General features: G+C 73.4%; 20 protein-coding genes. 10 read left to right on the forward strand and 10 right to left on the reverse strand.

From position 1 onward, the window contains the following. Nucleotides 1–80: 80 nt before the first annotated feature. Nucleotides 81–617 carry a hypothetical protein gene (locus ABEA26_RS04720; protein ID WP_345589488.1) on the reverse strand — a complete coding sequence of 179 codons (537 nt, stop codon included), beginning with the start codon at nucleotides 615–617 and terminating at the stop codon, nucleotides 81–83. Nucleotides 618–735: 118 nt separating this feature from the next. On the opposite strand from ABEA26_RS04720, the gene ABEA26_RS04725 reads away from it, so the two are divergent. The 5 genes from ABEA26_RS04725 to ABEA26_RS04745 all read left to right on the forward strand — a co-directional run bounded on the left by ABEA26_RS04725 (nucleotide 736) and on the right by ABEA26_RS04745 (nucleotide 5,790). After that, entirely contained in the window at nucleotides 736–1,218 is a 483-nt protein-coding gene (locus ABEA26_RS04725; RefSeq protein ID WP_345589490.1) for a hypothetical protein, read from the forward strand. Continuing rightward, nucleotides 1,215–2,003, forward strand: a complete 789-nt coding sequence (locus tag ABEA26_RS04730; protein WP_345589492.1) for an isocitrate lyase/PEP mutase family protein — start codon at nucleotides 1,215–1,217, stop codon at nucleotides 2,001–2,003. Before ABEA26_RS04725 ends, ABEA26_RS04730 begins: the two co-directional genes overlap by 4 nt. 177 nt (nucleotides 2,004–2,180) lie before the next feature. Next, the gene (locus tag ABEA26_RS04735; RefSeq protein ID WP_345589494.1) at nucleotides 2,181–3,905 is read left to right on the forward strand and encodes a PHP domain-containing protein; all 1,725 of its coding nucleotides are present in this window, start codon (nucleotides 2,181–2,183) and stop codon (nucleotides 3,903–3,905) included. After that, on the forward strand, nucleotides 3,902–4,435 hold the full coding sequence (locus ABEA26_RS04740; protein ID WP_345589496.1) for a hypothetical protein: 534 nt from the start codon (nucleotides 3,902–3,904) through the stop codon (nucleotides 4,433–4,435). Before ABEA26_RS04735 ends, ABEA26_RS04740 begins: the two co-directional genes overlap by 4 nt. 89 nt (nucleotides 4,436–4,524) lie before the next feature. Continuing rightward, a complete protein-coding gene (locus ABEA26_RS04745) occupies nucleotides 4,525–5,790 on the forward strand; it encodes an MFS transporter (protein ID WP_345589567.1) in 1,266 nt (421 codons plus the stop codon). A gap of 45 nt (nucleotides 5,791–5,835) precedes the next feature. Here the strand turns inward: ABEA26_RS04745 and ABEA26_RS04750 are convergent, their stop codons facing one another. Continuing rightward, on the reverse strand, nucleotides 5,836–7,092 hold the full coding sequence (locus ABEA26_RS04750; protein ID WP_345589498.1) for an FAD-binding protein: 1,257 nt from the start codon (nucleotides 7,090–7,092) through the stop codon (nucleotides 5,836–5,838). A gap of 106 nt (nucleotides 7,093–7,198) precedes the next feature. Here ABEA26_RS04750 and ABEA26_RS04755 point away from each other — a divergent pair, with 106 nt between their 5' ends. After that, nucleotides 7,199–8,518, forward strand: coding sequence for a radical SAM protein (locus tag ABEA26_RS04755; protein ID WP_345589500.1), 1,320 nt, complete (start codon nucleotides 7,199–7,201; stop codon nucleotides 8,516–8,518). A gap of 33 nt (nucleotides 8,519–8,551) precedes the next feature. Here ABEA26_RS04755 and ABEA26_RS04760 read toward each other — a convergent pair whose 3' ends face one another. The 4 genes from ABEA26_RS04760 to ABEA26_RS04775 all read right to left on the reverse strand — a co-directional run bounded on the left by ABEA26_RS04760 (nucleotide 8,552) and on the right by ABEA26_RS04775 (nucleotide 15,221). Continuing rightward, the gene (locus tag ABEA26_RS04760; RefSeq protein WP_345589502.1) at nucleotides 8,552–9,151 is read right to left on the reverse strand and encodes an FHA domain-containing protein; all 600 of its coding nucleotides are present in this window, start codon (nucleotides 9,149–9,151) and stop codon (nucleotides 8,552–8,554) included. Then, nucleotides 9,148–11,145 (reverse strand): AAA family ATPase, encoded by a 1,998-nt coding sequence (locus ABEA26_RS04765; protein ID WP_345589504.1) that lies wholly within the window; start codon nucleotides 11,143–11,145, stop codon nucleotides 9,148–9,150. The genes ABEA26_RS04760 and ABEA26_RS04765 overlap by 4 nt, the downstream gene beginning before the upstream one ends. A 32-nt stretch (nucleotides 11,146–11,177) precedes the next feature. Next, the gene (locus ABEA26_RS04770; RefSeq protein WP_345589505.1) at nucleotides 11,178–12,836 is read right to left on the reverse strand and encodes a hypothetical protein; all 1,659 of its coding nucleotides are present in this window, start codon (nucleotides 12,834–12,836) and stop codon (nucleotides 11,178–11,180) included. A 102-nt stretch (nucleotides 12,837–12,938) separates the two neighbouring features. Beyond that, complete coding sequence (locus ABEA26_RS04775; RefSeq protein WP_345589507.1) at nucleotides 12,939–15,221, reverse strand: serine/threonine protein kinase; 2,283 nt, start codon at nucleotides 15,219–15,221, stop codon at nucleotides 12,939–12,941. A gap of 187 nt (nucleotides 15,222–15,408) precedes the next feature. On the opposite strand from ABEA26_RS04775, the gene ABEA26_RS04780 reads away from it, so the two are divergent. Next, nucleotides 15,409–16,638: a macro domain-containing protein gene (locus ABEA26_RS04780; RefSeq protein ID WP_345589509.1), complete on the forward strand. Its 1,230-nt coding sequence runs from the start codon at nucleotides 15,409–15,411 to the stop codon at nucleotides 16,636–16,638. On the opposite strand, the gene ABEA26_RS04785 is transcribed toward ABEA26_RS04780, so the two are convergent. Continuing rightward, nucleotides 16,613–17,338 carry a 4Fe-4S single cluster domain-containing protein gene (locus ABEA26_RS04785; protein WP_345589511.1) on the reverse strand — a complete coding sequence of 242 codons (726 nt, stop codon included), beginning with the start codon at nucleotides 17,336–17,338 and terminating at the stop codon, nucleotides 16,613–16,615. The genes ABEA26_RS04780 and ABEA26_RS04785 overlap by 26 nt on opposite strands. 238 nt (nucleotides 17,339–17,576) lie before the next feature. Between ABEA26_RS04785 and ABEA26_RS04790 the strand changes: the two genes are divergently transcribed. From ABEA26_RS04790 to ABEA26_RS04800, 3 genes are read left to right on the forward strand one after another with little or no spacing between them, the layout of a single operon-like run. Continuing rightward, complete coding sequence (locus ABEA26_RS04790) at nucleotides 17,577–18,260, forward strand: hypothetical protein (protein WP_345589512.1); 684 nt, start codon at nucleotides 17,577–17,579, stop codon at nucleotides 18,258–18,260. 26 nt (nucleotides 18,261–18,286) lie between these two features. Beyond that, on the forward strand, nucleotides 18,287–19,045 hold the full coding sequence (locus ABEA26_RS04795) for a hypothetical protein (protein WP_345589513.1): 759 nt from the start codon (nucleotides 18,287–18,289) through the stop codon (nucleotides 19,043–19,045). Then, entirely contained in the window at nucleotides 19,023–20,618 is a 1,596-nt protein-coding gene (locus tag ABEA26_RS04800; RefSeq protein ID WP_345589514.1) for a hypothetical protein, read from the forward strand. The genes ABEA26_RS04795 and ABEA26_RS04800 overlap by 23 nt, the downstream gene beginning before the upstream one ends. Before the next feature lie 70 nt (nucleotides 20,619–20,688). On the opposite strand, the gene ABEA26_RS04805 is transcribed toward ABEA26_RS04800, so the two are convergent. Genes ABEA26_RS04805 through ABEA26_RS04815 form a run of 3 tightly spaced genes read right to left on the reverse strand, consistent with a single transcriptional unit; the run spans nucleotide 20,689 to nucleotide 25,714 of the window. Beyond that, nucleotides 20,689–21,342, reverse strand: coding sequence for an RES family NAD+ phosphorylase (locus ABEA26_RS04805; RefSeq protein ID WP_345589516.1), 654 nt, complete (start codon nucleotides 21,340–21,342; stop codon nucleotides 20,689–20,691). Continuing rightward, nucleotides 21,342–22,019: a hypothetical protein gene (locus tag ABEA26_RS04810; protein ID WP_345589518.1), complete on the reverse strand. Its 678-nt coding sequence runs from the start codon at nucleotides 22,017–22,019 to the stop codon at nucleotides 21,342–21,344. Before ABEA26_RS04810 ends, ABEA26_RS04805 begins: the two co-directional genes overlap by 1 nt. Continuing rightward, complete coding sequence (locus ABEA26_RS04815; RefSeq protein ID WP_345589520.1) at nucleotides 22,016–25,714, reverse strand: CHAT domain-containing protein; 3,699 nt, start codon at nucleotides 25,712–25,714, stop codon at nucleotides 22,016–22,018. The genes ABEA26_RS04810 and ABEA26_RS04815 overlap by 4 nt, the downstream gene beginning before the upstream one ends. Nucleotides 25,715–25,730: the final 16 nt, after the last annotated feature.

A 25,730-nucleotide genomic window follows, 5' to 3' on the forward strand; every position in this document is an offset into this window, starting at 1 on the left:
CGAGAGCAGCCGTGCCGGACCCGTTGACCTCTCCACGTCACACCACACCTTTTCGAGGCGTAAGGCGCGGCACGGGCGGCTCAGCCCTGAAGCCGGCTCCGCATCTGCGACAGGCGCCGGTCGAAACGGAGGTTGAACCAGGTCAGCCAGCCCAGGAAGACGACCGCCAGGGCGAGGGTCAGGCTCCCTGCGGTGACGGAGCCGGAGATGAACCATGCGACCGACGTACCGGAGAAGACGACAGCCAGGAGCGGGAACGCCCACCAGCGGTTGCGCCGTAGCCTCCGCTGACGGGAGTCGACCAGCGCCGCCATGGTCTGCCGCTGTCGCGGATCCTCGGGGGGCGGCCCGCCCTTGAGGATCCGCCGCTCCATGGCGGGCACGTCGTCCGGCTCCGCACCGGTGTCCCGCGCGTCGTGCCGACGGCGAGGGCGCACCAGGAACACGATCCAGACGCTCATGAGGGCGGCGCCGACGAGTGCCGACGGCCACGCGTCGGCCCCGTTGAAGAGCAGTCGCACCACCAGGCCGACGGCCAGTGCTGCCAAGCCGATGACCGACAGTCTGTCCCGCCACAGCGGCTCGGATGAGTCGTCGCGTCGCTCGCGTCCGTCCATGTCCGCCTCTCGGGCAGTCAAATCTCGTGGTGTCGCCGGGATGACCGTCCAGGTACCCGCCCGAAGGCCGGGAACACTTCGGTCGGCGCCGAAGCAACGGGCTCATAGCGTGCGAGACATGAGCGACACGAACACCGTCACCCCAGCCACGGCCACCGCCGTCCCGCCGACCGACGCCGTCACCGGCATGGTCGACCACGTCCTCGCCCTGGCCGCCACCTGGACCCGCTGGGACGGGCGGCCCGCGCACGTCGACGGCCGCGTCTACACCCCGCACAAGGCGATTCGGCGGGTCGCCGACCACATGGTCGACCACCTCGCGGAGCTGGAGGCGCGGTTGGCCGGAGAGGCGACGCAACCCGACCACTGGCACGCCTCGATGACCACCACGGAGGCGGACCGGGCCCCCTTCACGCAGGAAGACCTCGACGAGGCCCGCAGCCGCCTCGTCCGGCTCGCCCGCGTCTGGGCCAACCGCCTCGACGCGCTCACCGACGAGGAGCTCGACCACTCGCCCGGCGAGGGCTGGAGCTTTCGCGAACTCGCCGTCCACCTCACGGAATCCGTGTACTACGCCGACGCGGTGGGGGACCTGTCGTGACCGCCGCCTTCGCCGAGCTGCACCGTGCCGGCGAGCCCCTGCTGCTGCCGTGCGCCTGGGACCACGCGTCCGCGCTCGGCCTCGCCGGGCAGGGCTTCCGGGCGATCGGTACGACCAGCCTGGGCGTCGCGGCGGCGGGCGGGCTGCCCGACGGGGCGTCGGCGACCCGTGACGAGACACTGCGGCTGGCCCTCACCCTGGGGTCGGCGCCGTTCCTGCTCACCGTCGACGCGGAGGACGGCTACAGCGACGACCCCGACGAGGTGGGGGAGCTGGCACGGCAGCTGGTGGCGGTCGGGGCCGTCGGCATCAACCTGGAGGACGCCCTGGGGCCCGCCGACCGGCACGCCGCGAAGATCGCCGCGGCCAGGGCGGCGGCCCCCGGCTTGTTCGTGAACGCCCGCACGGACACGTACTGGCTCGGCGACGATCACGGTGACGGTGACGGTGACGGTGAGGGCGCGGGTCGCTTCACGGAGACGATGCGGCGCCTGGACGCCTACCGCGAGGCGGACGCCGACGGCGTCTTCGTACCCGGCCTCACCGATCCCGGCCGGATCGCGGCCCTCGCCGCCCACTTCGACGTCCCCCTCAACGTCCTCTACTCGCCCACGGGTCCCGCTTTCCGGCACCTCGCCGACCTCGGCGTACGCCGCGTCAGCCTCGGCTCGCTGCTGTACCGGCGGGCGCTCGGCGCCGCCCTGGAGACGGCGGCCGAGATCGTCGCGGGGCGGGCCCCGGGCGGCACGACACCCACGTACGACGAGGTGCGGGCACTGACCTGAGCAGAGGGACGTCGTTCACTGCTTGCCGGGGACACGGGGCCCGGCAAGTCCCTGCGCAGGTTTCACGCCCGGGCAGGCGGGGCGGCGGGCGGAGATCACCTTCGGGTCGTTCAACGTTCACCTTCTTCCTCGATTCTCCTCGGAGCCGCGCACTGCGGCGGTATCCAGGAGGACTTCATGGGGCACGGTCACGGGCACGGGCACACGCACGGCCATCACCACCACGGACACGCACACACGCACGACCACGAGCACCAGGCCGCGCAGCCCCTGCCCGCCGCCTTCGACGCCGACGTCCCCGACGAGGCCCTGAGCCCGGAACAGCAGTCGCGTCGCGGTCTGCTGCGCCGCGCGGGCCTGCTCGGCGCCGGACTCGCCGCGGGCACCGTCCTCGCCCAGACCGCGACCGCCGCTCCCGCCCGGGCCGCGGGCAACGGACGCCGCAAGAAGGGCTTCCTCTGGCTCGCCGGCGACCACCACATCCACACCCAGTACAGCAGCGACGGCAAGTACCGTGTCGTCGACCAGGTCCGCCAGGGCGCCCGGCACGGCATGGACTGGATGGTCATCACCGACCACGGCAGCGTCACCCACGCCAAGATCGGTGTGGAGAAGGTCAACCCGGACATCCGCGAGGCCCGGGACGCCCACGAGGACACCCTCGTCTTCCAGGGCCTGGAGTGGAACATCCCGGCCGCCGAGCACGGCACCGTCTTCGTCCACCCCGGCCGCAACGAGGTCTCCGTCCTCAAGCAGTTCGAGACGGACTACGACGGCAGCGTGACGGGCGCGGGCGACTCCACACCCGCCAACGAGGCCCTCGCCGTGGCCGGGCTCTCCTTCCTCGCCGACCAGGTCAGGCGGCGCAAGGTCAAGGACGCCCTGATGCTCGCCAACCACCCGGCGCGCAAGGGCATCGACTCCCCGCACGAGATCCGCGCGTGGCGCGACGCCACCCCCGAACACCACCAGATCGCCGTCGGCTTCGAGGGCGCCCCCGGCCACCAGGCGGCCGGCCTGCCCAAGCCGCTCGGCATGGGCCGCGCCCGAGGCATCTACGACGGCAGCCCGGGCGCCAACTCCTTCCCCGGCTACCCGCTGGAGAGCTACCGCACCTGGGGCGGCTTCGACTGGATGACCGCCACCGTCGGCGGCCTGTGGGACAGCCTCATCGCCGAGGGCCGCCCCTGGTGGATCACCGCCAACTCCGACTCCCACCAGGTGTACGCCGACACCGGCGCCCGGGGCGGCGGCGACTTCGCGGCCAACGGCCGCTACGACGACCCCGTCTACGCCGGGCAGATCGACGTCACCCAGGGCGACTTCTGGCCCGGCCAGTACAGCCGCACCCACGTCGGCTCCGACGGCTTCAACTACGCCGCCGTCATGGACGGCATCCGCGCCGGCCGCATCTGGGTCGACCACGGCCAGCTCATCAGCGGCTTCGACGTGCGCGTCTCCGGCGGCGGCCGCTGGGCCACGCTCGGCGGCGCCCTGCACGTCCGCAAGGGCACGCGGGTCACCCTGTCCATGGACGTGGCGATGGCCGGCGGCCCCAACTGGGCCGGATTCACCCCCAAGCTGGCCCGCGTCGACGTCATCCAGGGCGAGGTGACCGGCGAGGCCGCCGACAAGGACACCTTCAGCGCGCCGACGGCCCGGGTGGTCAAGTCGTACGAGGTGAACAAGGACACCGGCACCGTCCGGCTCACCTACGACCTCGGCCGCGTCGACCGCCCCGTCTACCTCCGCACCCGCGGAACCGACGGTAACCGCTCCGCCGTCGGCGCGCTGGGCGCCAAGGTCGACCCGGCAGGCCCCGCCATCGACGTCGTCGGCGACGCCGACCCGTGGCGCGACCTGTGGTTCTACTCCAACCCGGTGTGGATCCTGCCCTCGTGACGCCGCCACCCGCGCCGTACGCCCTCGGCATCGACACCGACGCGACGACACTGCGCGAGGCCGACCACCTGCTCCAGGCGCTCGCGGCCGAACTCGACCTCCCTGAGGACGTCTTCGGCTGCACGCACCTGGTGCGGGACGGCCGCCCGCGCGTCGCCCTGTCCCTCGCGGCCCACGCCGCCGGGGCGGAGCCGGTCCTGCGCACCGCCCGGGACCGGCTCACCGCCCAGGGGTACGAGGTCCGCGAGGGCGCCCCGGACGAGGTCGGCCGCGCCGTCCTCTACCCGGGCGCGGACGCCCTCACCGGCACGCTGACGCTGGCCGAACTGGTGGCGCGGTCCGCGATCGAGCGGGTGACCGTACTGGGCACGCCGGAGGAACCGCCGGCGGACATGCGGCTGGTGACCCGGGAACACGTCCGCCCGCAGTGGCAGAACGGCCGCCTCGTCCTGGCCGCCATGCCCGCCGCGGGCGGCACCCTGGTGCCGTTCGAGGACCCCGACCCGACACCGTGCTGCGCGGACCACTGACACGTCCGTAAGGTGGTCGCCGACCGGACAGGGGCGTGACGGGGGAGGCGACGGATCATGCGGCGGCGACGGCGGACGGCACCGGCCCGATGACCCACGGGGCACGGGACACCGGGCGCGCCGCCGACCACTCCCCGAAGGACGGCCGCCCCCTGTGGCGGCAACGGGACTTCGGCGTCTTCTGGGCCGCGCAGACCCTCTCGGTCCTCGGCGACTCCTTCGCCCTGGTCGCCCTGCCGCTGCTGGTGCTGGAGGCCACGGGTTCGATCGCGCGGATGGGGCTGCTGACGGCCGTCGGCGGCGCGGCCGCGGTCCTGGCGGCCGTGTTCGCCGGGACCGTGGTGGACCGGGTGGACCGCCGCAGGCTGCTCATCGGCTGCGACCTGGTGCGGATGGTCCTGTACGGGCTGGTCCCCCTGGTGTGGCTGATCGACCCGCAGATCTGGCTGCTCTACGTCGTCCTGCCGGTGTGCGAGGCCGTCGGCATGTTCTTCGCCGTCGGCTACGTCACCGTCGTCCGCAGCCTGGTCGGCACCGAACAGCTCACCGAGGCCAACGGACGGCTCAACGCCACCGCCGCGGCGGCCGGAGTGCTCGGGCCGCTGTGCGCCGGAATGGTGGCCGCCTGGTCCGGCCCGGCCGCCGCCGTCGGCGTGGACGCGGCCAGCTTCGGCGTCTCCGCCGCCCTCGTCGCCTTCGTCCGCTTCCGGCCGCGCCCCGCCGACGACGCCCGGGGCGCCGGTGAGCGCCCGGGACTGTGGCGGGACCTGCGCACCGGAGTGGGCTTCCTGTACCGGCATCCGGTGCTGCGCGCGCTCACCGTCCTGCTGTGCGGCTTCAGTTTCCTCACCCTCGGCCTCAACGACCTGGTCATCTACCACCTCAAGCACGACCTCGGCCGCGACGACGGCACGGTCGGCACCGTCATGGCCCTCGGCGCCCTCGGCACCATCACCGGCGCACTACTGGTGGCCCGGGTGCGCCGTCGGCTCGGCTTCGGCCGGACCTGGACCGGCGCGGTCGCGGTGTGCGGACTGGCCTTCGCCGGGCTGGGCTGGGCCACTGACGTACCCGCCGTCGCCCTGCTGAGCGCCGCCTTCCTCGCCTGCGTCGGCATGTCGGGCACCTGCTCGATGTCCCTGCGGCAGGAGGTGACCCCGGAGCCACTGCTCGGCCGCGTCACCTCCGCCTTCTGGACCCTTCAGTACTCGGTGGCGCCCATCGGCGCGGCCGTCCTGACCTGGGCGGCGGAGCGGCGCGGCACCACACCGGTCGCCCTGACGGCCGGCGCGTGCTGCGTGCTGATCGCGGTCGCCGCGCTGTTCACCCCGATCCGCCGGGCAGGCCGCGCCTGACCCTCGCCCCGCGGCCCCGCCCGGCGGATGGGAAGCGTGGGTGCCTCAGCCGCCCAGCACCCCGCGCACGAACGCGTTGGTGAACTTCCCCGCCGGGTCCAGCGCCCCGGTCAGCGCCCGGAAGTCGTCCAGCCGCGGGTAGAGCGCGCGCAGCCCGTCCGCCGGGGTCGTGAACACCTTGCCCCAGTGCGGGCGGGCCGCGAAGGGGGCCAGCGCCTCCTCCAGCCGCCGCACCACCGGCAGCACCGCCGCCGTGTCCTCGACCCACGTGAAGTGCGCCGCCACCGTGTCCCGCCCGTAGGCCGGGCTCAGCCACTGCTCGTCGGCGGCGACCGTGCGTATCTCGCAGGTCTGCAGCACGGGTGCCACGGTCTCCCGGATCGCGTCCATCGCGCGCAGGGCGTCCAGGGCGTGCTCGCGCGGCATCAGGTACTCCGACTGGAGCTCCGCGCCGCTGCTGGGCGTGAACTCGGCGCGGAAGTGCGGCAGCCGCTCGTGCCAGGGCCCCGGCACGCCGAACTGCTCGGTGCAGTTCACCGCGGGCATGCCCGGTACCGGGTGCATCTTCTGGGTGGCCGGCGCGGCGTACGGGAAGCCGGGCAGCGGCTGGTCGGTGCGCCGCTTCAGCCACACCTGCCGGAAGCCGGGAGCCCGCCAGTCCGTGAAGAGGCTCACGCTGTACGCCGCCGCCATCACCGTGTCGAACGCCGCCGTGTCCAGTCCGGCGAGCGGCAGCTCGGTGAAGACGTGCTGCTCGACCTCGTAGGCCGGCTCCAGGTCGAGGGTGAGCGAGGTCACCACGCCCAGCGCGCCGAGCGAGGTCACCGCGCCGCCGAACCGCTCGTCACCGCGCGCGACCCTCACCGTCGAGCCGTCCGCCGTGACCAGCTCCACCTCGCGCACCACCGACGCCAGCGAGCCGTTGCCCACGCCGGAGCCGTGCGTGCCGGTCGCCACCGACCCGGCGACCGAGATGTGCGGCAGCGACGCCATGTTCGGCAGCGCCAGCCCCCGCCCGTGCACCACACGGGCCAGCTCCGCGTACCGGACGCCGCCGCCCACCCGTACCGTACGGGCTGCCGTGTCGACGTCCACCTCGGCCGGCAGTGCGGCCAGCGACAGCAGGGCACCCTCGGACCCCGGCTCGGCGATCTCGTTGAAGGAGTGCCCGCTGCCCAGCACCCGTACCCTCGCGCTGTCCGCCACCAGGGCCCGCAGCGCGTCCAGCGAGTGCGGCCGGAGCAGCTCCTTGGCCGCGTACGTGATGTTGCCGGCCCAGTTGGTCACCGTGATGTCGCTCATACCCCGGAAACCTACCCGGCGCGCCTGGAAGGGGCCCCGGGCGGGAAGCCGCACCGGCGGGGGCATACCGTGAGAAGTCGAACGCCTGAGCCGGGAGGAGACACGGATGGGCAACCGCACCGCGCTGGTCGAGGATCTGATGGAGCGCTTTCCGCATGTGCCGCGGGAAGCCGTCTTCAAGGAGGACCTGCTCCGCGGCGGGGTGGCCTTCGACCCCTCCGCGCTGAGCGACAACGAGGACGGAGACGTGAAGCCGAAGTCGTACTTCATCTTCTCCTTCGACCACGGCACCCTGCCGGAGCTGGGCGAGGCCGCGCTGCGCCGCCCGCCCGAGGAGATCATCCTCACCGGCGGCCCCTACGGCCTGCGCCGCACCGTCGTCTCGGTCCGCGTGAACCCGGCCTCCCCCTACCGGGTCGCCGCCGACGAGGAGGGGCAGCTCGGCCTCTACCTGGACGGCAGGCGGATCTCCGACGTCGGCGTGCCGCCCATGCCGGAGTACTACCGCCACAAGCTCGCCAACGGGAAGTCGGTCATGGAGGTGGCCCCGACCATCCAGTGGGGCTACCTGATCTACCTGACCGCCTTCCGGGTCTGCCAGTACTTCGGCGCCAAGGAGGAGTGCCAGTACTGCGACATCAACCACAACTGGCGCCAGCACAAGGCGGCGGGCCGCCCGTACACGGGCGTGAAGGACGTCGACGAGGTCCTCGAGGCACTGGACATCATCAACACCTACGACACGGCCAAGACGTCCACCGCCTACACCCTCACCGGCGGCGCCATCACGTCGAAGGTCCAGGGCCTCGACGAGGCGGACTTCTACGGGCGCTACGCCAAGGCCATCGAGGAGCACTTCCCCGGCCGATGGATCGGCAAGGTCGTCGCCCAGGCCCTGCCCAAGGACGACGTCCAGCGCTTCAAGGACTACGGCGTCCAGATCTACCACCCCAACTACGAGGTGTGGGACGAGTACCTGTTCAAGATGTACTGCCCCGGCAAGGAGCGGTACGTCGGCCGCGACGAGTGGCACAAGCGCATTCTGGACTCCACCGACGTCTTCGGCGCGCGCAACGTCATCCCGAACTTCGTGGCGGGTGTGGAGATGGCCGAGCCGTTCGGCTTCAAGACGGTCGACGAGGCCATCGCCTCCACCACCGAGGGTCTGCGCTTCTTCATGTCCCACGGCATCACGCCCCGGTTCACCACCTGGTGCCCCGAGCCCACCACCCCGCTCGGCAAGGCCAACCCGCAGGGCGCGCCGCTGGAGTACCACATCCGGCTGCTGGAGGCCTACCGCGCCACGATGGACGAGTTCGGCCTGGCCTCGCCCCCCGGCTACGGCCTGCCCGGCGCCGGCCGCGCGGTCTTCTCCGTCAGCTCCTTCATGGACAGCCTGCCGGAGGACGCACCCGTCGAGGTGTGAGCCGGAGGGAGCCGAAGTGCGAGCCGGCCACGGTCAGCACAACGGTCGTCCCGGGACCCGCACCGTGAAGCTGACCAGCGGACCGAGCCACACCCGGTCGCCGTCCACCAGCAGCTCGGTGCGGCCGGGGATCAGGACCCGGTCGTTGATCCGTACCCCGTTGGTGGAGCCCTGCGGGACCTCCGTCAGCGAGGCGGTGCCGTCCTCGCCGTGGGCGACGCGGGCGTGCCGGGACGACACCGTCGACTCCTCCGCGAGGAGCCCGGCCGCCTCCGGGGCCCAGTCGGGGTCCCGCCCGAGGGGCAGTTCCCCGCCGGGCGGCACCTCGAGACGGCTCCCGGCGCCGCGGAACACCAGACGCAGCGCCGTGCCCCGGGCCGACGCCCGTGCGGTGCCCGTCGGCGCCCGGCCGTCGGCCAGCGGTGACAGGCAGGCCGGACACGAGGCGGTGCCCGCCGGGAGCCGGGCGTCGCAGTGTGGGCACCGGACGATCCGCGGTGCGGCCGCGGGTGGTGCCTCGGGTGCGGCGGAGCCGCCCCCGAGAGGACGCAGACCGGACAGCGGGACCAGGTCCAGCCCGTCGTCCTCGGGCCCGATCGCGTCGTCGTCGACCCTCTGGTCCGGCACCGTCATCGTGTCCCGTCCCCTGCGCCGTTCGCCGCGCCGTTCGCCGCGCTGTTCTCCGTGCCGTTCTTGAAGTCGACCTCGACCTCCACCCTGCCGGTCTCGTCCTGTCTGACGTCCGAGACGAGTGCCGTCGCACCCGGGCGCAGATGGGGCTTGGCGAACAGGGCGCGGGCCAGCGGGTTGATCAGGTGGGTCTCCAGGACCATTCCGATGCCCCGCCCGCCCTTCCACGGGTCCTGGGTGCAGTGGCCGAGCAGCACCTCGCGCGCCTCGTCGGTCAGTTCCAGCTCGATGCCGTGCCCGGCGGCCAGCTGCCGCCGGATGTTGCCGACCTGGAGATCGAAGATCTGCTCGGCCACCTGAGGGGAGATGAAGTCGAACACCACGACGTTGCCGCCGAGCCGGTTCATCAACTCCGGCCGCCCGATGACCCGTTCGAAGTGCTCCTTGATGTTCCTGCGGACCATGGCCTCCAGCTCCGGGTACGGCGTGCCCGGTTCCACCAGCGGCTGCCACTCCTGGGTCTGCGGATCGGTGCGCTGCACTCCCAGGTTGGAGGTGAAGATCAGCACGCACTCGCTGAAGTACGTGGTGACGCCCTGCCCGTCGGTGAGCCGGCCGTCCTCGAGGACCTGGAGGAACTTGTCGAGGACGCCCTTGTCGGCCTTCTCGATCTCGTCGAAGAGGATCACCCGGAACGGGTTCTCCCGTACGGCGGTGGTGAGTTCACCGCCCGCCTCGAACCCGACGTAGCCGGGCGGCGCCCCGACCAGGCGGTCTGCTGAGTGTGCCGCGGAGAACTCGCTCATGTCGAACCGGAGGTACGCCTGGTCGCTGTCGAACAGCACCGAGGCGACCGCCTTCGCCAGCTCCGTCTTGCCGGTGCCGGTGGGCCCGGCGAAGAAGAGCACGCCGCGCGGCCGGTGCCCGGGGCTGGTGGCCTGCGCGCCGGAGAGTCCCAGCGCGGCCCGCTTCAGGATGTCGAGGGTCATCGCCACGGCGGCCTCCTGGCCCAGGACCCGTCGCGGGATGGCCCGTTCGTCCGAGGGGTCCTCGCCCTTGAGGATGCGCAGGCGGATCTCGTCGCGGCTCCAGGGGTTGCGTTCCACGCCGAGCCGGTAGATCCGGACGGCGTCCGGCATCCGGTCGAACGGGAGGTTCCGGGCGAGCGCGAGGCGCAGGCTCTCCTGCATGGCGGTGAGGTTCATGCCGGCGGCGGCCCGCGCGAACGCGCCGACGGTCTCCTCCGCCGCCTCCTCGGTCGGCTGCCAGGACGGTGCGGTGCGCAGGTACTCCCGTCGGAGCTGGCGCGCCATGCGGCGCCGCTCGTCCGCGTCCGGCTCGGGCACCGCCACGGTACGGATCCGCTCGCTGCCCGCGAGCAGCCAGTTCGGCAGGTCGCGTTCGCCGTCGGCCAGCCAGATCAGCGGGTTGAACAGGGCTCCGGTCGCGTCACCGGTGGCCCCCGGCGGGCCCTCCAGGGGCTTGGCCTCTCCCGCGAGCTGGAGGCAGGCGAGGAAGAAGTCGCGCTCCTCGGGGGTCAGCCGGTTCACGTCGCCCACCAGGCGTGAGGCGTGGTCGATCACCAGGGCCACGCGCAGCGGCGGCAGCACGCGGTCGCCGCGCACTTTCGCCCGTTCCGGCCCCCAGCCCTCGCTGATCGCCCTCAGCTGCGCCACCGTGCGCTGGGTCTGCGCCGGGCTGGTGCCAGGGAAGTCCAGCGGCTCCAGGAGCGTCAGCACCGCCTCCCGGACGTTCTCGTCGGCCTTGATCACCTGGATGCCCGAGACCTGGTCGCACAGCAGCAGCGCCTGGTAGCCCAACGGGCGCAACCGGTTCCACAGCACCCCCCGCAGCGGCAGCGGGTGGTCGCGGTCGCGGATCCGTACGAGGTGCAGGTCGCGGAAGTTGCCGTACAGGACGTACTGCGCGTGCACGCTCAGGGTGCCCGCCAACTCCTCCGCGAAGAGCGGGAACCGGGCTTCCTTCTGCAGGTCCATGTGTCCTTCCCGATGGGGGTGGCCCGGCCGCCTCAGCGGGTCCGGTCACCTACGGTGCGCTGTTTGCGGGCGGTGCCCCCGTCATCCGGTGTGCGGCGCCGCGTGCCCTTCCCGAGCGCGCCGTCCATGTCGAAGGCGTCCTCGCCGTGCAGGCCCGGCCGCGCGCCCTCCGTCTGCTCGATCCGCACGTCCATGTCCAGTCCCAGCTCGCGGGCCACGACGGCGAACTCGTCGATCCGGTGGCGGGCCTCCGCGCAGCGTTCGTCGTCCACCGCGCGGTCCTCGGGCCGGCGCTCGCCCGGGCCGCCGCGGTACATGGTGGCGATGCGCAGCGTGCCGCGGACCAGGGCCGCCCGCAGCCAGTGGTCGGGCCCCCACCCCTCCGGTGTCCAGTCCAGGCGCAGTTCCTGTCCCTCGGGACACGTCGCGTCGGCCGGTCCGCCGTAGCGGGCCGCCAGTTCGGTCATGACCTCGGTCAACTGGGCGCGTACGTACAGGGCTTCCAGATGTGTCAGCCGCTCCGTGACGCCGGTCTCCACCAGCCGCCGCTCCTCGGAGGTGAGTGGCACTCCGTCCGCCAGCAGGCGGCGCAGGGGCCGTTCCGCGTCGGGTGCCTCGGGCAGCGGCTCCGTGTCCTCGGGGGCGCGGCGGGTGAGGAAGTCCAGCTGGGCGGCGGCCCACTCCTCCTCGGCCCGGCGGGCCCGTGCCCTGCGGTTGGCGTCCTGCACGAACTTGCGGGCCTCGCCCAGGTGGCGGCGGGCCCGCGTCGGGTTCTCCGCGGCGTGCCGCGCGGCCCGCCCCACCGACGCGGCGGCCAGCTCCACGGTCTCCGGCGCCGCCTGCGGGTCCAGCGCGGCCAGGATGTCCGCGCCCAGCCGGCGGACGGCAGCGGTGTCCCGTTCGGTGTCCGCCGTCGCGCGGGGCGGCTCCACGGGGGCCTGGCCGGCCTGCTCGGCACCAGGAGCGCGGCTGGTCAGGTGGCGGCTCAGTATGGCCTCGCGGCGTTCCCGGATCAGGCGCCGCCAGGTGTCGTCGGCCTCGTCCGCCTCCTCCGCGTCGCCCGCCTCGTCCATCACGTCCGTGAGCCGGCCGACCTCCCAGTCCGTCTGCGCCGCCTCGGCCCGGCGCACGGCCTCCTCGAAGCACACCAGATCCGCTCGGAGCGCGCCGAGCGGACGGCCCACCGGGTCCAGGGGCGGAGGGAGGTCGGGGCGCGGCGGTCCTTGGCCACCCCCGCCCGGGTCTTTGGCGCGGGCGTGCCGGGCCAGCAGCGCGGTCCTGCGGGCATTTGCCCGTACCACGGCGTACGCGGCCGCCTCCCACTGTTCGGCGGCGGTGGCGGAGAGGGCCTCCTGCCGCTCCAGGCAACGCTGTTCCTCGGCCGCCCGGACGGCGGCCGAGGCGAGGACCCGGGTGGTGAGCATCGCGGCCCGGCCCGCGAGCAGCACGCCGCTGAGCGTGCCGAGGGCCTCCAGCGCGGCCTGGCCCGCCTCCTGCAACCCGTGGCTCACCGCGTCCGACACCTGCGTGGCGGCGTCGCCCACGTGGGTGGACGCCTGGGCGGCGGCGTCGGCCACCTGTGCCGCACCGGCTTCCGGCACCGCGTACAGGTCGACCGGCGGGGCCTGAGCCGGAAAGGCCACCCCCGGTGCCACCAGGTCGAGGGTGGGAAACGCGGCTCCTACGCTCATCCCCTGCCTCCCGTTTCTTGATCACTCGTGCCTTTGGCCACTCGTGCCTTGGTCACTCGTACCCTGGTCACTCGTCTCGGACATCCGATGCTTGACGACCCGTCAGGCACGGCGTGCGGCGACCCGTCCGCGCCGCACGCCGACCCGGCGGGCCAGCCGGGCGCGCCGTTCCCGGCGCCACGCGTGGCAGCGGCGCACGCCCCACCCGGCGAGGAGTACGACACTGGCCAGGGGCCACACCCACGGGGCGACCGCGAGCGCGTAGAAGCCCAGCAGCACCGCCCCGACCAGGACGGCCGCGCCGAGCAGCACCGACCAGAACCGACCGGAGCGCACGAACGTCGCGGGCCGGTCGGAGGTACGGATCAGCAGACCGGCCAGCGACCGGTGCGGATGGTACGCGGGCGGCCCGATGTAGGCGGCGGTCAGCAGTTCCGTCGCGAAGACCACGGCCGCCGCCGGGACCGTCTGCACCCAGGCGGTGACGACCGCCTCCTGGGAGGCGCGGCCGAGCACGTCCGCCAACCCGATCACGAAGCACCACGGCGCGGTCAGCACGGTGGCGCCGAACAGCGCCCAGGCCAGCGTGGGCAGCCGGTCCATGCGCCGCATGACGGCCACGACACCGTCCGCGTCCTCGTCCATCAGCCGCTGGATCTCCTCGTCGACCTGGCGCGAGTGCCGCTCGTTCGCCTCTCGGACGGCGTGCCCGGCGAGCAGTAGCGCCATCAGCAGTCGCGGCGGCTCACTGTCCTCGCCGGAATCCACGAGCCGGTCGAACCAGGGCACGGGCGCGTTGAGCCGGCCGCGCACCGTGGCGGCCTCCGCGGCGAGCCGGGATGTCGCGTGGTCGGGTTCACGGGCCAGCTCGAGGAGCCGGGCGTCCACGGCGGAGGTCCGCCTCAGCGCCCGGCGGACGCGGTCCAGCCCGGCGATGTCCGGCGCGCGACGCACCTCCCGCACCAGGTGCGGCCAGCGGTCCCGCAGTGTGTCCCAGCGCACGCGCACCTCGTCCAGTCCTTCCCCACGCGGGCGGCGGGACAGGACGGTCAGGATCTCCGGTGCCGTCGCCAGGTGCCGGATCAGGGCGAGGGCCTCGGAGTCGTCCCGGCGGGCCCCCTGGCTCAGCGCGCGGATGCCCTCGGGGGTGAGCGGCAGGCCCCACAGGGACACTTCGCGGTACGGGCCGAGCCAGGTGATCAGCCGGACGGCGGTCTCCGGGCCGGGGGGCTCGCGCAGTTCGCCGCGGAGCGCGGTGAGCCGCCGCAGTTCCTCGGGGCTGCGCCCGCCGGCGGTCTCGAACTGTCCGAGCCACTCCACCAGGGCGGCGCGGTCCTCGGCGTCGGACAGCAGCGCGGCCGTGGCGGGCGGGTGGCGGTCCAGGGCCCGGGCCAGGTGCTCCGGTTCCGTGTGCCGCTCGCCGAGGAAGTGGAAGGGGCGCAGGTCGGAGGGTGGCGGGGTGCCCGGCGGCTCTCCCCGGGTCCGGCCGGGGACCGGAGGTGACTGGCCGGCCAGCCAGGCCGCGACCTCGTCCGCACCCCAGCGGTCCTCCGGGGCGCGGGTCAGCAGCCCTTCGCACAGCCGACGGGTGCGCCCGTCGCGGACGCCGCTGACATCGGGGTCGTGCGTGGCCGTCTCCCTGAGCACCGCCTCGTCACTGAAGAAGTCGACGGGGTGCGTGCCCAGGGCGAGTTCGGCGAGGATCATGCCGACCGACCACCAGTCTCCCGCCTCGGAGACGGTCTGGTGGAGGGAACCGGCCTCGGGCGCGAGGTACTTCGGTTTGCCCCGCCAGGCACGCCGCGGTCCCGGGTCCTCGTCGGGCCGGTACGCGGCGACCCCGAAGTCGACGAGTACCAGGTCCAGCGCGTTCCCGCGGCGGCTCTCGACCATGACGTTGTCCGGGGTGATGTCGCGGTGGACGATCTCCCGCTGGTGCAGCGCGGACACCGCGACGTGCAGTTGCCGGGTCACCTCCTCGACCCTGGCGGGCGGCATGGGGCCGGGACTCCCGTCGAGGTAGGCCCGCAGGTCCGTCTCCCCGTGCGACCGGAACAGCTGGTAGGGGTGGCCGTCGGCGAGGCCGGCCTCGACCAGCCGTTCCAGGTGCGGACCGGGCTCCTCGCCGAGCAGCCGTCCCACCGCCGGGTCCGGGGCGTGCATGCGGTGGTACCACTTCAGAACCATCGGTGCGTCACTCGCCCCCGCGTCGCTCTCCCGGACCCGCAGCACGACGGCCTGGCTGGGGCGTTCGGCGGCTTTGATGACCTTGACCAGGACGAATCTGCGGGCCAGCGCCGGTGGTACGTCGTCGCGTACGGGGCGGGTCTCGGTCCGGCCGGCATCCGTGAATCCGCCGTCCTCGGGAGAGACGAAATCAGTCACGATCGGCCTTCCGGAAAGTCGACATCGGGGACGACCGCAAAGACGGGGGAGAGGGGGGCAAGACAATACCGAAGGCAATTCCCGGTACGGACGGGTTCCGCGGAATTAGCAGGGCGCGCACCGGCGCATACAGGGGGCGCACTCCTGACCGGTCTCTTCTCGTCTCTCCCGGATTACCATGCACCGCATGCGCTCCCTTCCCCCGCACCACAGCCTCGTCGAGGAACTCAGGGCCCTCAGGCGGCCCGGACTGCCCAGGCTCCGGCACTGCGCCCGGGAAGCGCTGCGGGACACCGCTCTCGCGGCCGGGCTGTGCGGCGGGGAGGACGACGAACTGGAGGGCATCGAACGGCTGCTGGCAGCTGCCGTGCGCCGCCTCACGGGCGGTGGCCCGCTGCACGACGGACCGGGCTGTGATCCGCTGGCCCGCGCCGCCGCGCACACCTTCGGGCTGTTCGCCGACCGGCGCGGGGTCCCCGCGGCCGACCGGCGGAAGGCCGCGGCGGCCGTCTATGGAGTGAGTACCGAACGGTTCCGGCGCAGCTACGAGCTCGAGGTGTTCGCCGAACTGGCCACCGCAGCGCTGGCATTGACACGTGAAGCCACGGCGAGGCCGGGCCCGAACGGCCAGAGCGGCGCGAACGGCGGTGGCCCGAGCGGCCGTGGTCCGAACGGTCAGGGCCTCCCGAACGGCGAGGGCCGTCACGTCACGGCGGGCGACACCGCGTCGCGGACCGCACCCGCGACACCCGCTTCCCTCCTGCTCGCCGATCCGCCGTCCGCCGCCCCGGTGCCCGCACACGTGGCCGCCCGGATCGACATCCGGGTCTGCCCGATAGAACTGGTACGGGACGCGGACATCCTGGTCTCCTCGGAGAACGTCTACCTCGAGATGTCCAAGATCTTCCGTCCGACCGTCTCCGGCGCGCTGCGCAGGGCCGCCGCCACCCGGAACACCGCAGGAGAGATCGTCGACGACGTCCTGCCGCGCGAGTTGGGCACCTGGCTCCGCAGCCACGGCCGGGCCGGCCTGCCGGTGCGGCCCGGCACCGTGGTCGCCACCTCTCCCGGCGCTCTCGCCGCGCACGGCGTACGACGCATCCACCACGCCGCCGTCTCCACCCCCGTGGAAGACGGTGACCGCTACCACGTCGCACCCGCCGCACTGGCCGAGGCCGTGCAGGCCTCGTTCGCCCTCGCCCGCACGGAGCGCGCGGCCCTCTCCCTGCCCCTGTCCACCATCTGCTTCCCCCTGATCGGCGCCGGGCGCGGCGGCCTGCCCGCCCTGATCGCCGCCCGCTGGCTGCTGTGGGCCGTCCGGCGCGAACTGCGCGAGGACACCACCTGGTCGGTGCGTCTTGTGACGCGCCGACCGGACCACGCCGACGTCCTCAGGGCCGCCAGCTCGGATCGCTGAGCGACACCCCCGCCTCCTTCGACCGCCGTTCCAGCTGGGCCAGTTCGCCGCGCAACGGCACCCCGTAGAGCCGCAGACCCACGGCGGCCCCGGTGTCGACCACCGCCTGGAGGCGAGCACCCGTGCTCTCCCGCTCCTGGTGCGGCGCGTAGCGGGCGACGCCCCGGGGGGTGCGCGGCCGGATGCGCTGGTTGGCGGAGCCCCGCCACACCAGGCCCGTCGGCTCGGCAACCCGGAAACGACCGGTGATCACCGCGTCGGTATGCCGGAGTGCCGCCTTCTGGCCTTCCGTCAGCTCCTCCGGCTCGTAGCCCGTGTACACCAGCAGGTCGGCCCCGTCGGTTCCCCCGGCGGTCGAGGCGCCCTCCGCCCCGTCCCGCAGACCCTCCGCCCCGTCCCGCAGACCCGCCGCCTCGTCCCGCAGACCGGCCGCGCCGGCCAGCAACCCGGCCAGCGCGTCCGGCTGCTGGAGGGGCTCACCGCCACTGACCGTGAGCCCCTCCGCACCCTTTTCCAACGCCTCCCCCCACAACTCCAGCAGCGCGGGAACGGATACGCGCGTCCCCCCTCGGGCATTCCATGTGTGCCGGGACATGCAGCCCGCGCACGCCAGCGAGCAGCCCTGGAACCAGACACCGAGACGCCTGCCCGGCCCCAGTGTCTCCAGGGGGAAGTGGGTCCCGCCGATCCGGACGTCCATGACCGCTCCTCCTCCGGGTGCTGACCGCGAGTATGTCGGGCTCCGGATCCGGCCCGCAATCGCGTTCCCGCCTCTGTCCGGCCGGATGCCGGGCGGAATCCGGTTGTTTTTCGGAGGGCCGCCGGAATGGTTTGTTCCCCCTCTGATTTCGCCTCTCCGGAGGAGATTGTTTCCGCTACTCTCTCCGTCACCGCGCCACGATCTCCACGGAGATCGCACGGGAATGGGGGTAGCTCAAATGATCAATTCCGGCCGCACGGGCGGAACCGCCCGAAGACTGGGAATCGGCATCGTCTCGGCGTCCGTCGCCCGCGCCCACGGCCGACGCGACGCACCGGGACTCCTGGACGTGCTGACGGAGATCGGAGAGGGGCGGCACCCCTCCACGGACGGCCTGCCGCCCTACGTGCTGGGCGTGCGGGCGCAGGTGCTGCGCAGTACCACCCGGTTGCGCTCGCGCATGCTGCTCGGCAACCGCGCACTGAGCGCGAAGATCCAGGCGGAGTCCGTCCGGGTCGTCAACCAGTACACGGAGCGCGGCGAACCGGCGCCCGCCGCCCTCGCCGGCTACGGCAGATCGGTCGGCAACTGGCGCAACTCGGCGGCCGTCTGCCGGTCCCGTGCCCAGGGCCTGGTCGACGAGGCGAACCACCTGCTGACCTGCTACTGGGACGCCGTCTGGACACGCGCCCGACGCTCGTCCGAGATCCCGGAGCGGCGCCCGACCGGCTGGCTGCCGGGCCGGATCGAACTGGACACCACCTGGCACCGGATCGACGACGGCCTGCTGCCCGACCGCTGGTACGGACCCGGGGCACCCCGGACGGGCGGCGACCCGGCGGCGATCGCGCAGGCCCTGGCCATCCTCGACACGCAGGCCACCGGGACAGGCGCGCCGCGCGGAACAGGCAACGGGGGATGAGCTCCCCCTCCACAAGGAAGGTCACCGTGCACTCCTCAGCACTTGTGCGGCCCCGGCCGCCCCGCAGGGGTCGGCCACTCGCCCTGATACCGGCGGCGGCCCTGGTCGCCGCCCTGGCCTCCTGCACCTCGCAGTCGGAGGCGCTCACCACACCCTGCGGAGTGGTCGTCGACGGTTCCGGCTCGGCGGCCGCGACGAAGAACGGCTTCGACGCGGAGGCGAAGCTGAAGGACGAACTGCTCCCGTTCCTCGAGGAACAGAAGTGCGGCACCGTCGACTTCGCCCCCATCACGTACACCTCCCAGATCTCCTCGTGCAAGGTGGACCGGGTCGACCTCGACCCGCCGCACGACGAGACGACGGACCAGGAAAGCCAGCGGAGCAAGGCCCGCGCCGGCGCCGCCGGGCAGGCGCTCAAGGAACTGGAGTGCGCCATGAAGGAGCGCCCGGGCTCCGACGTGTGGGGCGCGCTGGACCGCATCGCCTCCGTGATGCCCTCGGACGGTCCGAAGGCCAAGCTGCTCGTGGTGAGCGACTTCGAGCAGTCCGACCCCGAGTTCTCGATCGGCGACGCCGACCTCACCACCGAGGCGGGGCGCGACAAGGCCATCTCCTCCCTCGTCAAGGAACGCGGCCTGCCCGCCATCAACGGCATGGACGTCTACCCCGTCGGCTTCGGCATGAAGTACGGGGACCGGGCCAGTGAGTTCGAGGGGTTCGAGACGTTCTGGATGGAGGTCCTGGAAGAGAGGGCGAAGGCCGATGTCCACAACGAATACCAGTGAGCCGCGCCGCCGGCGGCGCGGTCGGCTGAGCCCGCCGGCACCCCGCAGGGCGGACACGCAGAGCGGTGTCCGCGGACGCGGCCGCGCGCCCGTACCGAGGTCCGCCGGGTCCGCCGTCCTCAACGACCGGGCCGAGCGGCGACTGCTGCGGACCGCCAGAGCCATGGGCCACAAGGCGGCCAAGCGGAAGGTGTTCGACCCCTGGGTGCTGCGGGGCGGGCGCCCTCTCTACTTCGGGACACTCGCCTCACAACGTGACTGCGCGATCCAGGGGATCAGTAAACAGGCCGCGGACACCGAGGACGAGGCGAAGAGGCAGGACGCCGCCGCGGAGTCCGCGGTCACCAAGTGGACGACGGACACCAGGCTGATCGACCACCGCCTGCGCGAGGCCGAGGAGCAGATCGCCACCACCAAGCAGCAACTGGACGCCCTCGCCCGGCGCACCAACCACTGGAACGGCTTCCGCGACCGCATCCGTCGCCGGCTGGAGGACCGGTGGGTGAAGAAGACCTTCCCCGCCGTACCGTCACCCCGCCGCGCCGGCGACGACCGGCCTCCTGAAACGCCGGCGGTCGTCCCCGAGCAGGCGCGGCAGGCCCGTTCCGAAGAGGAACCGGACCTCCTCCAGCCGGTGCCCAGCACAGGTGAGGCCCCCCGGTCCGCCGACGGTGACGGTGACGGTGGCGGCGGCCCGACACCGGGGCGGGCGCCGCACCTCGGGGAGCGGACCGCGGTCGGGGACGTCACCGCCGACGCGTGGGAGGGACTGGCCAAACGGCCCGGGCTGCACGGCTGGATGACGTGGGCGACGCTTCTGGCGCTCGTGCTGGTGGAAGCACCCATCTACTGGGCGGCGTTCCAGCCGTTCCACGGGGTGGGCAGCGTCAACGCCGACACCCAGACCATCACGCTGGCCGCGGCCGCCGCGTTCGTCATGGTCCTGCTGCCCCACCTGGCCGGCCGCATGCTGCGCTGGCGGGCCACGACCGGAGCCGTCCGCGCCCTTTGGCTGCCGTCCCTCACCCTGCTCGGGGTATGGGTGGCACTGACCGTCCTGTTCGGCGTCCTGCGCGCCAAGTTCGTGACGCAGGGTGAGGGCGAGACCGAACTGCCGCCGGAGGCCGAGGGCTTCGTCGGCGCGGACACCGGGCCGACCTCCACCCTGCTCGACCGCCTGGATCTGGCGCCCCAGACGGTCACCGCGATGTTCTGTGCACTCCTGCTGCTGTCCGGCGGGATCGGCTTCCTCCTGGGGCTCTTCCGCGAACACCCCTTCCTCGACGCCTACCGTTCGGCACTGGAAGACCGCGACGCACTCCTGCGGCGCCGAGAGGAGAGCGTCGCGGCGACGGAACGGGCACGGGCCACGCAGAACACGGCCGAGGCCCGCAGGGAGGACCGCCGGCAGGCGACGGAGCACCGGATCCGCGCCGTGCACGCGCTCTACGACGCGGCGGCCTCCAACTATCTGGACGGCCTGATCGAGGGATCCGGCGATCCTGCGATGACGGAGGCGGCCATGAAGCTGGACGCGAACTGGCCGATGCTGCCGACCGCCGGTCAGAACTGACCGCGGCACACCTCGGGTGCGCCGCGGTACCCCGGGGGCCGTCGTCGGGGCCGGGAGCTGAGCGGACCGCTCAGAACTCCGGCTGGGAGACCACCGCCCGCAGCGGGCCCAGCAGCCGGTTGACCTCTGCCAGGCCGGCGGGGGAGTCCAGGCGGTAGCACTCCTCCGGCCGGGACGCGACAAGCGCCTCGGGACACCGGTCGCCGAACAACTGCAGGGCTCGCCGCGGCATGCAGCGCTTGGACGTCCAGCACAGTCCCTGCGCCTCCGGGCTGTGCTCACGTATCAGCCGCACCCAGTACCGGGTCTGCGCGTACTCCATGCTCGTCACCAGCCAGTCGTCCTGCCACACCGCCGCCAGGCCCTCCGCGCTGGTGAGGTCGACCATCGTCACGTCCGAGACCGTACGGACCGCCGAGAGCAGGTACCGGGACGCCTGCGCCCACGGCACCTGCCGGACGGCCGCCCGGTCGTCGAACTCCACCGACCTCAGCAGCACCTCCGCGAGCGCCGTCACCGGATCGAGCGCGGCGTACAGGTACGGGTACGGGTCCTTGTCCGTGGGGTCGAACCGGCTTCCCTTGAAGTACTCGTGCGCCGTGCGCCGGTTGTACTGACCCACGCCGTACTGGGCCTCGTGACAGCGCCAGAGCAGGGTTCCCGCCGCGAGCCCGGTGAACACCGGCTCCATCGGTACGCCGTCGGGCGGAATCTGCCCGCCCATCAGTCACCCACCACGAGTTCGGCGGCGGCCGCCACCAGGTCCTCGTCCGGGAGGGTGCCGAGCAGATCCGCCGGGACCCCGCGCAGCCACGCGTTGCCGCCCAGCCACCAGTCGGCGGCACCCCAGGGGTCCCGGTCGGCCCGCAGCAGCTCGTTGATCCGCCGTACGACCGGCAGCGGCTCGGCCGTGCCGGGCCTGAACTGGAAACGTGGATAACGCGGCCCGATCCCCGGGTCGTTGAGGCGGATCACCCCGGGTGGCTCCGGTGCGCCGTCCGGCACCCGGGCCAGCAGGCCCGCGTGCTCCCGCGGCGACAGGGCCGGGGCGGCGAGCAGCCGCGCGCGGGCAGAGCGGCGCAACTCCTCCGGCCCGTCCGGTGCTTGGCCCAAAAGAACGATCAGGTCCGCCACGAGCGCGGCGGACGGGACGCCGGGGGCCTCGGACGCGTACCGCCGTCCGTCGAGATGTCGCGCGACGGGATGGCCGGGCGGGAGCACGGCCAGCGCGCGCATCAGGCGGCGCAGCGCGCGGGCCGCGCCCGGCGCCCGGCCGGCGACGGCCTCGTCGTGCAGCAGGCGCAGCGCCGAGACGACCTTCTGCCGGTCCTCCTCGTCGAGTTCGCCCGACAGCAGGCGGGCGTTCTCCTTCAGTGACAGGAGCAGGTCGGTCGGATTCACCGGGTTCCCCCCTGGGCGGTCTCGGGCGGTGCGGCCGGGGCTGGATTGCCCTGGTGGACGAAGGCGGCCCAGGTCTCGGGCCGGTCGCGGAAATCCTGGCGGAGCCGGTAGCCGGAGACGTCCGTCAGCCCGGCCACCGCGGGGCGCAGATCCGGCGGGGTGATCATCCAGCGCTGCGCTGCCCGCAGTGCGTCCGGCGGCGCGAGCCCCGCTGCGAGCCGGTCGTGCAGGACCAGCATGAGGATCTCCGAGCTGCCGTCGGGGACTTGCCACCGGGAGCCGATGGCGTCGGCCGCGAGTCGGTGGACCAGGACCGAGGTCACCGTCAGGGCCTCGTCGTGGTCGCGGGTGGTGAGGTCCGTCTCGCACGCACTGCACACCACCAGCGGGCCCTGCGTTCTCGGTGAGGCGTCTCCGGACGGGGTGTCCAGCAGGGTGCTGAGGGTGAGGTCGGCGCTGACGGCGCCGCCCGCCGCGGTCGCCGGAGGCGGGGCCAGCCGCAGCGTGGAGGTGGTCGGGTCCGGCCCGGCCAGCCCGTGGCAGGCGAGGTGCACCAGCGAGGCGGGAGCGGCGTCCCGCGCGCCGAGCAGCCCCAGTACCGTCTCCGGAGTGGGAGTGGTGCCGTACGACTCGGTGAACTGCCCGGCACCGGGGTAGTACCGCTCCTGGAGGACCTCGACCTCCTCCTCCGCCCACATCAGGTCGTGCCCGTGGAAGACCAGGGCGGGCCGCTCGGCCGGGCGCATGCGCCGCCGTGCCGACGCGCGGAGGAACTCACGCCCCGAGGCCGCGTGCGAGACCACCGCGATTTCGCACAGCCGCACCGAATCCGGGCCGCCGGCCCCGAGGGGCGGTCGCAGCAGGGCCGCTTGCCACGGCACCACGCCCAGTTCGCCGCAGGGCACCAGCACCAGCCGTACGGCGGGCTCGGGCGCGTCTTCCGCGGCGGCGGAGTGCGGGCCCGCGAAGCCCCCAGGGTGACGGGCGAGTCCGGATTCGCGCAGGGCCCGTCCCCACAGGCAGAGGTGGTCCAGGACCGGGCCGACGACGCCACCGGCCCAGTCGCACAGCGCGGTGAGCGCCGACGCCCATGCCCGGTCCGCCCGGTCGAGTTCCTGGGGCGACACCTCGCCGTCGGCCGACTCCAGACGCTGCCGGGCCGCCCCGGTCGCCAGGAAGTCCCTCACCGGGGCCCGGCCGGCCACGGACAGCTCGGGCGACCGGACCACGCCGACCGGCCCGTCCGGGGTGACGAGGAGCAGCGCGCCGTCCTCGGCCCCGGAGCCCGGCAGCAGATGGACCAGGGCGTCGGCCCCGGACCGGGCCAGACCGGCGCGCAGGGCGGCCACCGTCTCGGCCGACGGTTCGGCGGCCGGCCACTCCCGGCCGCGCAGCAGGGCCAGTGACTCTCGCCGCACGGCGCCCGGGAGCGCGGGCCCGCCGGACGAACCGGACAGCAGCTCGTCGAGCGCGGAGCGGGCCACCCCGTCGGCGGCCGGTATCTCTCCCGCCGGCGCGGTGGTGCGCCAGCGTTCCGCGAGTTCCGGCGCGCCCAGCGCGGTCAGCCGGTCGGCGACGCCCGAGGACACCGCGGCGGCCCGGAGCACCAGCGAGCGGCCGGCCTCCAGACAGCCGACCGCCTCCTCCGGGTCCCCGATCCGCAGCGCCCACAGGGCCGCAGTACATCCCCGGTCGGCGCCCTGCCGGGCCATCCGCAGGCCGTGGCGCACCCCCGCCTGAAGCAGCACGTCGTCCGCCGTGGCCCGCAGCGCGTCCCGTGCGGCGTCCACGGCGGCACGCAGGTCCTCGGTGGCCTCGGGAGTGCCGGGCCGGGCGCCCGCCCGGTCGGCCAGTGTCTTTGCCAGCGCCCCGTGCACGGAGGCGTTGCCCGGGGCGTCCGGCCGCAGCGCCGACCGGGCCAGCCGCAGCTCCGCCACGGCCTCGTCCAGGGCGGCCGGGTCGCCCGTGAGCTCGTGCAGCGTCCCCAGGGCGAGGGCGAGCACCCTCCGTACGCGGGCCTCGAAGTCGAAGGTCACTCCCGGGCCCTCGAGAGCGGACCGGGTACGCTCGATCCCCGCGGCGAGACGGCTGGGGTCCTTGTCCAACTGCGCGGTGAGCGCCAGCAGAGGTGCCCACGTGGCGTCCAGCAGTTTCCGGATGGCGAGGGTCTCCACCGACTCTTCCATGACCTGCTCGAAGTGGTGCACGGCCGTGCGGACGTCCTGCGTCGTCCTGCTGCGCAGCGCCATCGCCAGATACGCCGAGCCCAGCAGGAACGAGTACCCCACCGTCACCCATTCCTCGGCCCCGGCGAGCGAGTCCTCCATTTCCTGGAGGTCGAGCAGCACGGACTCGACGGCGTCGCCGTCACCGCTGTCCAACGCCCGGGTCAGGGCGATCTGTAGCCGGGTGATCCGGCCGGAGGCGCGCAGGCTCATCGCCAGCCGGCCGCCCGCGGGGGCGTCGGCCCGCTCGAGGTCGCGCAGGATGGCGTCGGCCAGGTCCTCGTCCTGGAGGCTGCCTCCTGTCATGGAAGCCCCGGCGAGCATGCCGGCCATGACACCCGGCAGCCAGTCGGCGAGCTGGCCCTCGTCGAACTCCTCGGCCACGAAAGCCTCGTGCACAAGTCTCAGCCCGGCATTCATGCCCGTCATGTCGCCGGTACGGGTGGCCTGGGAGAAGTGGGACATGGCCGCGATCATCCGGGCGGACAGTGTGGGACCACCCGGCCCGGCGTCCTCGCGGCCCGTCAGGGCGTCGATGAGCTTGGGCAGTTCCACGGGATCCAGTGTTCCGGGTTCCTGCACCTCGGTCAGGGCCAGGATCTCCCACACGGCGTCCAGGCCGCCCTGCGGGCCCGTGGCCTGCTCGCCCCCGTCCGCCGGGGACTCGTCCGGCAACACCGACCGCAGGGTGGGCATCACGGAGTTCAGGATCCGGGGCAGGAAGGAGCCCTCGTACCGGCCGGACCGCATCAGCTGCTCCGCCGAGGCCAACACACCGGGCATGTCGTTGCGCTGCATCGCCTCCGTGGCGGTGTCGATGAGGAGGAGATGTTCGCGCTGTTCGGGACTCAGATTCACCGACTCGTTCGCCAACAGGAGTTGGGACAGCAGGTGGGAGTCCTCCGGGATGCCGGAGCCGCCCTGTTTCTCGGGCCTGCCGATCTCCATGGCCATGCGGATGTCGCCCAGGCGGAGGCCGTCCGTGGTGTTGAACCCCGTCTCACGCACCGTCGCGTCCAGTCGCACCAGCCGTGACCCCAGCAGGGCGACGAGATCGCGGCGCGCGGTGCTCCGGCCCGCCGCGTCGAGCAGCTCGGACTCGCGTGCCTCCTGGAGCAGTTCGCGGGCCCGGAGGCGGTCCTCGGGCCGCTGCCCGAGGACGAACCGCGTGGCGACCAGTGCGCCGAGCCGCGCCCTGAGCCGGGCTCGGAGCGTCTCCTGACCGGACGCTTCGCCCGACTCGTCGACGAGCAGGGCGACCTCGTCGATGCGGGCGTCCAGCTCCGGGCCGCTCGGACCGCTGTGCTCCCCGGCTCGGAAGGGGACCACGCAGTCCGCCGTACCGGCCAGGACGGAGTCGGCACGTGCGGAGACGCCGGCCGGAGACCCGGCCGGTGAGTCGTCCGAGTGCTGCGCGGCGTGAGCGTGGTGCGGAGCGTCGTGCGAGGCGTGGTGCGGGGCGTCGTCCATCCAGCTCTCCCTCCCG

The organism is Streptomyces marokkonensis, assembly GCF_039539045.1.
GTDB lineage: Bacteria > Actinomycetota > Actinomycetes > Streptomycetales > Streptomycetaceae > Streptomyces > Streptomyces marokkonensis.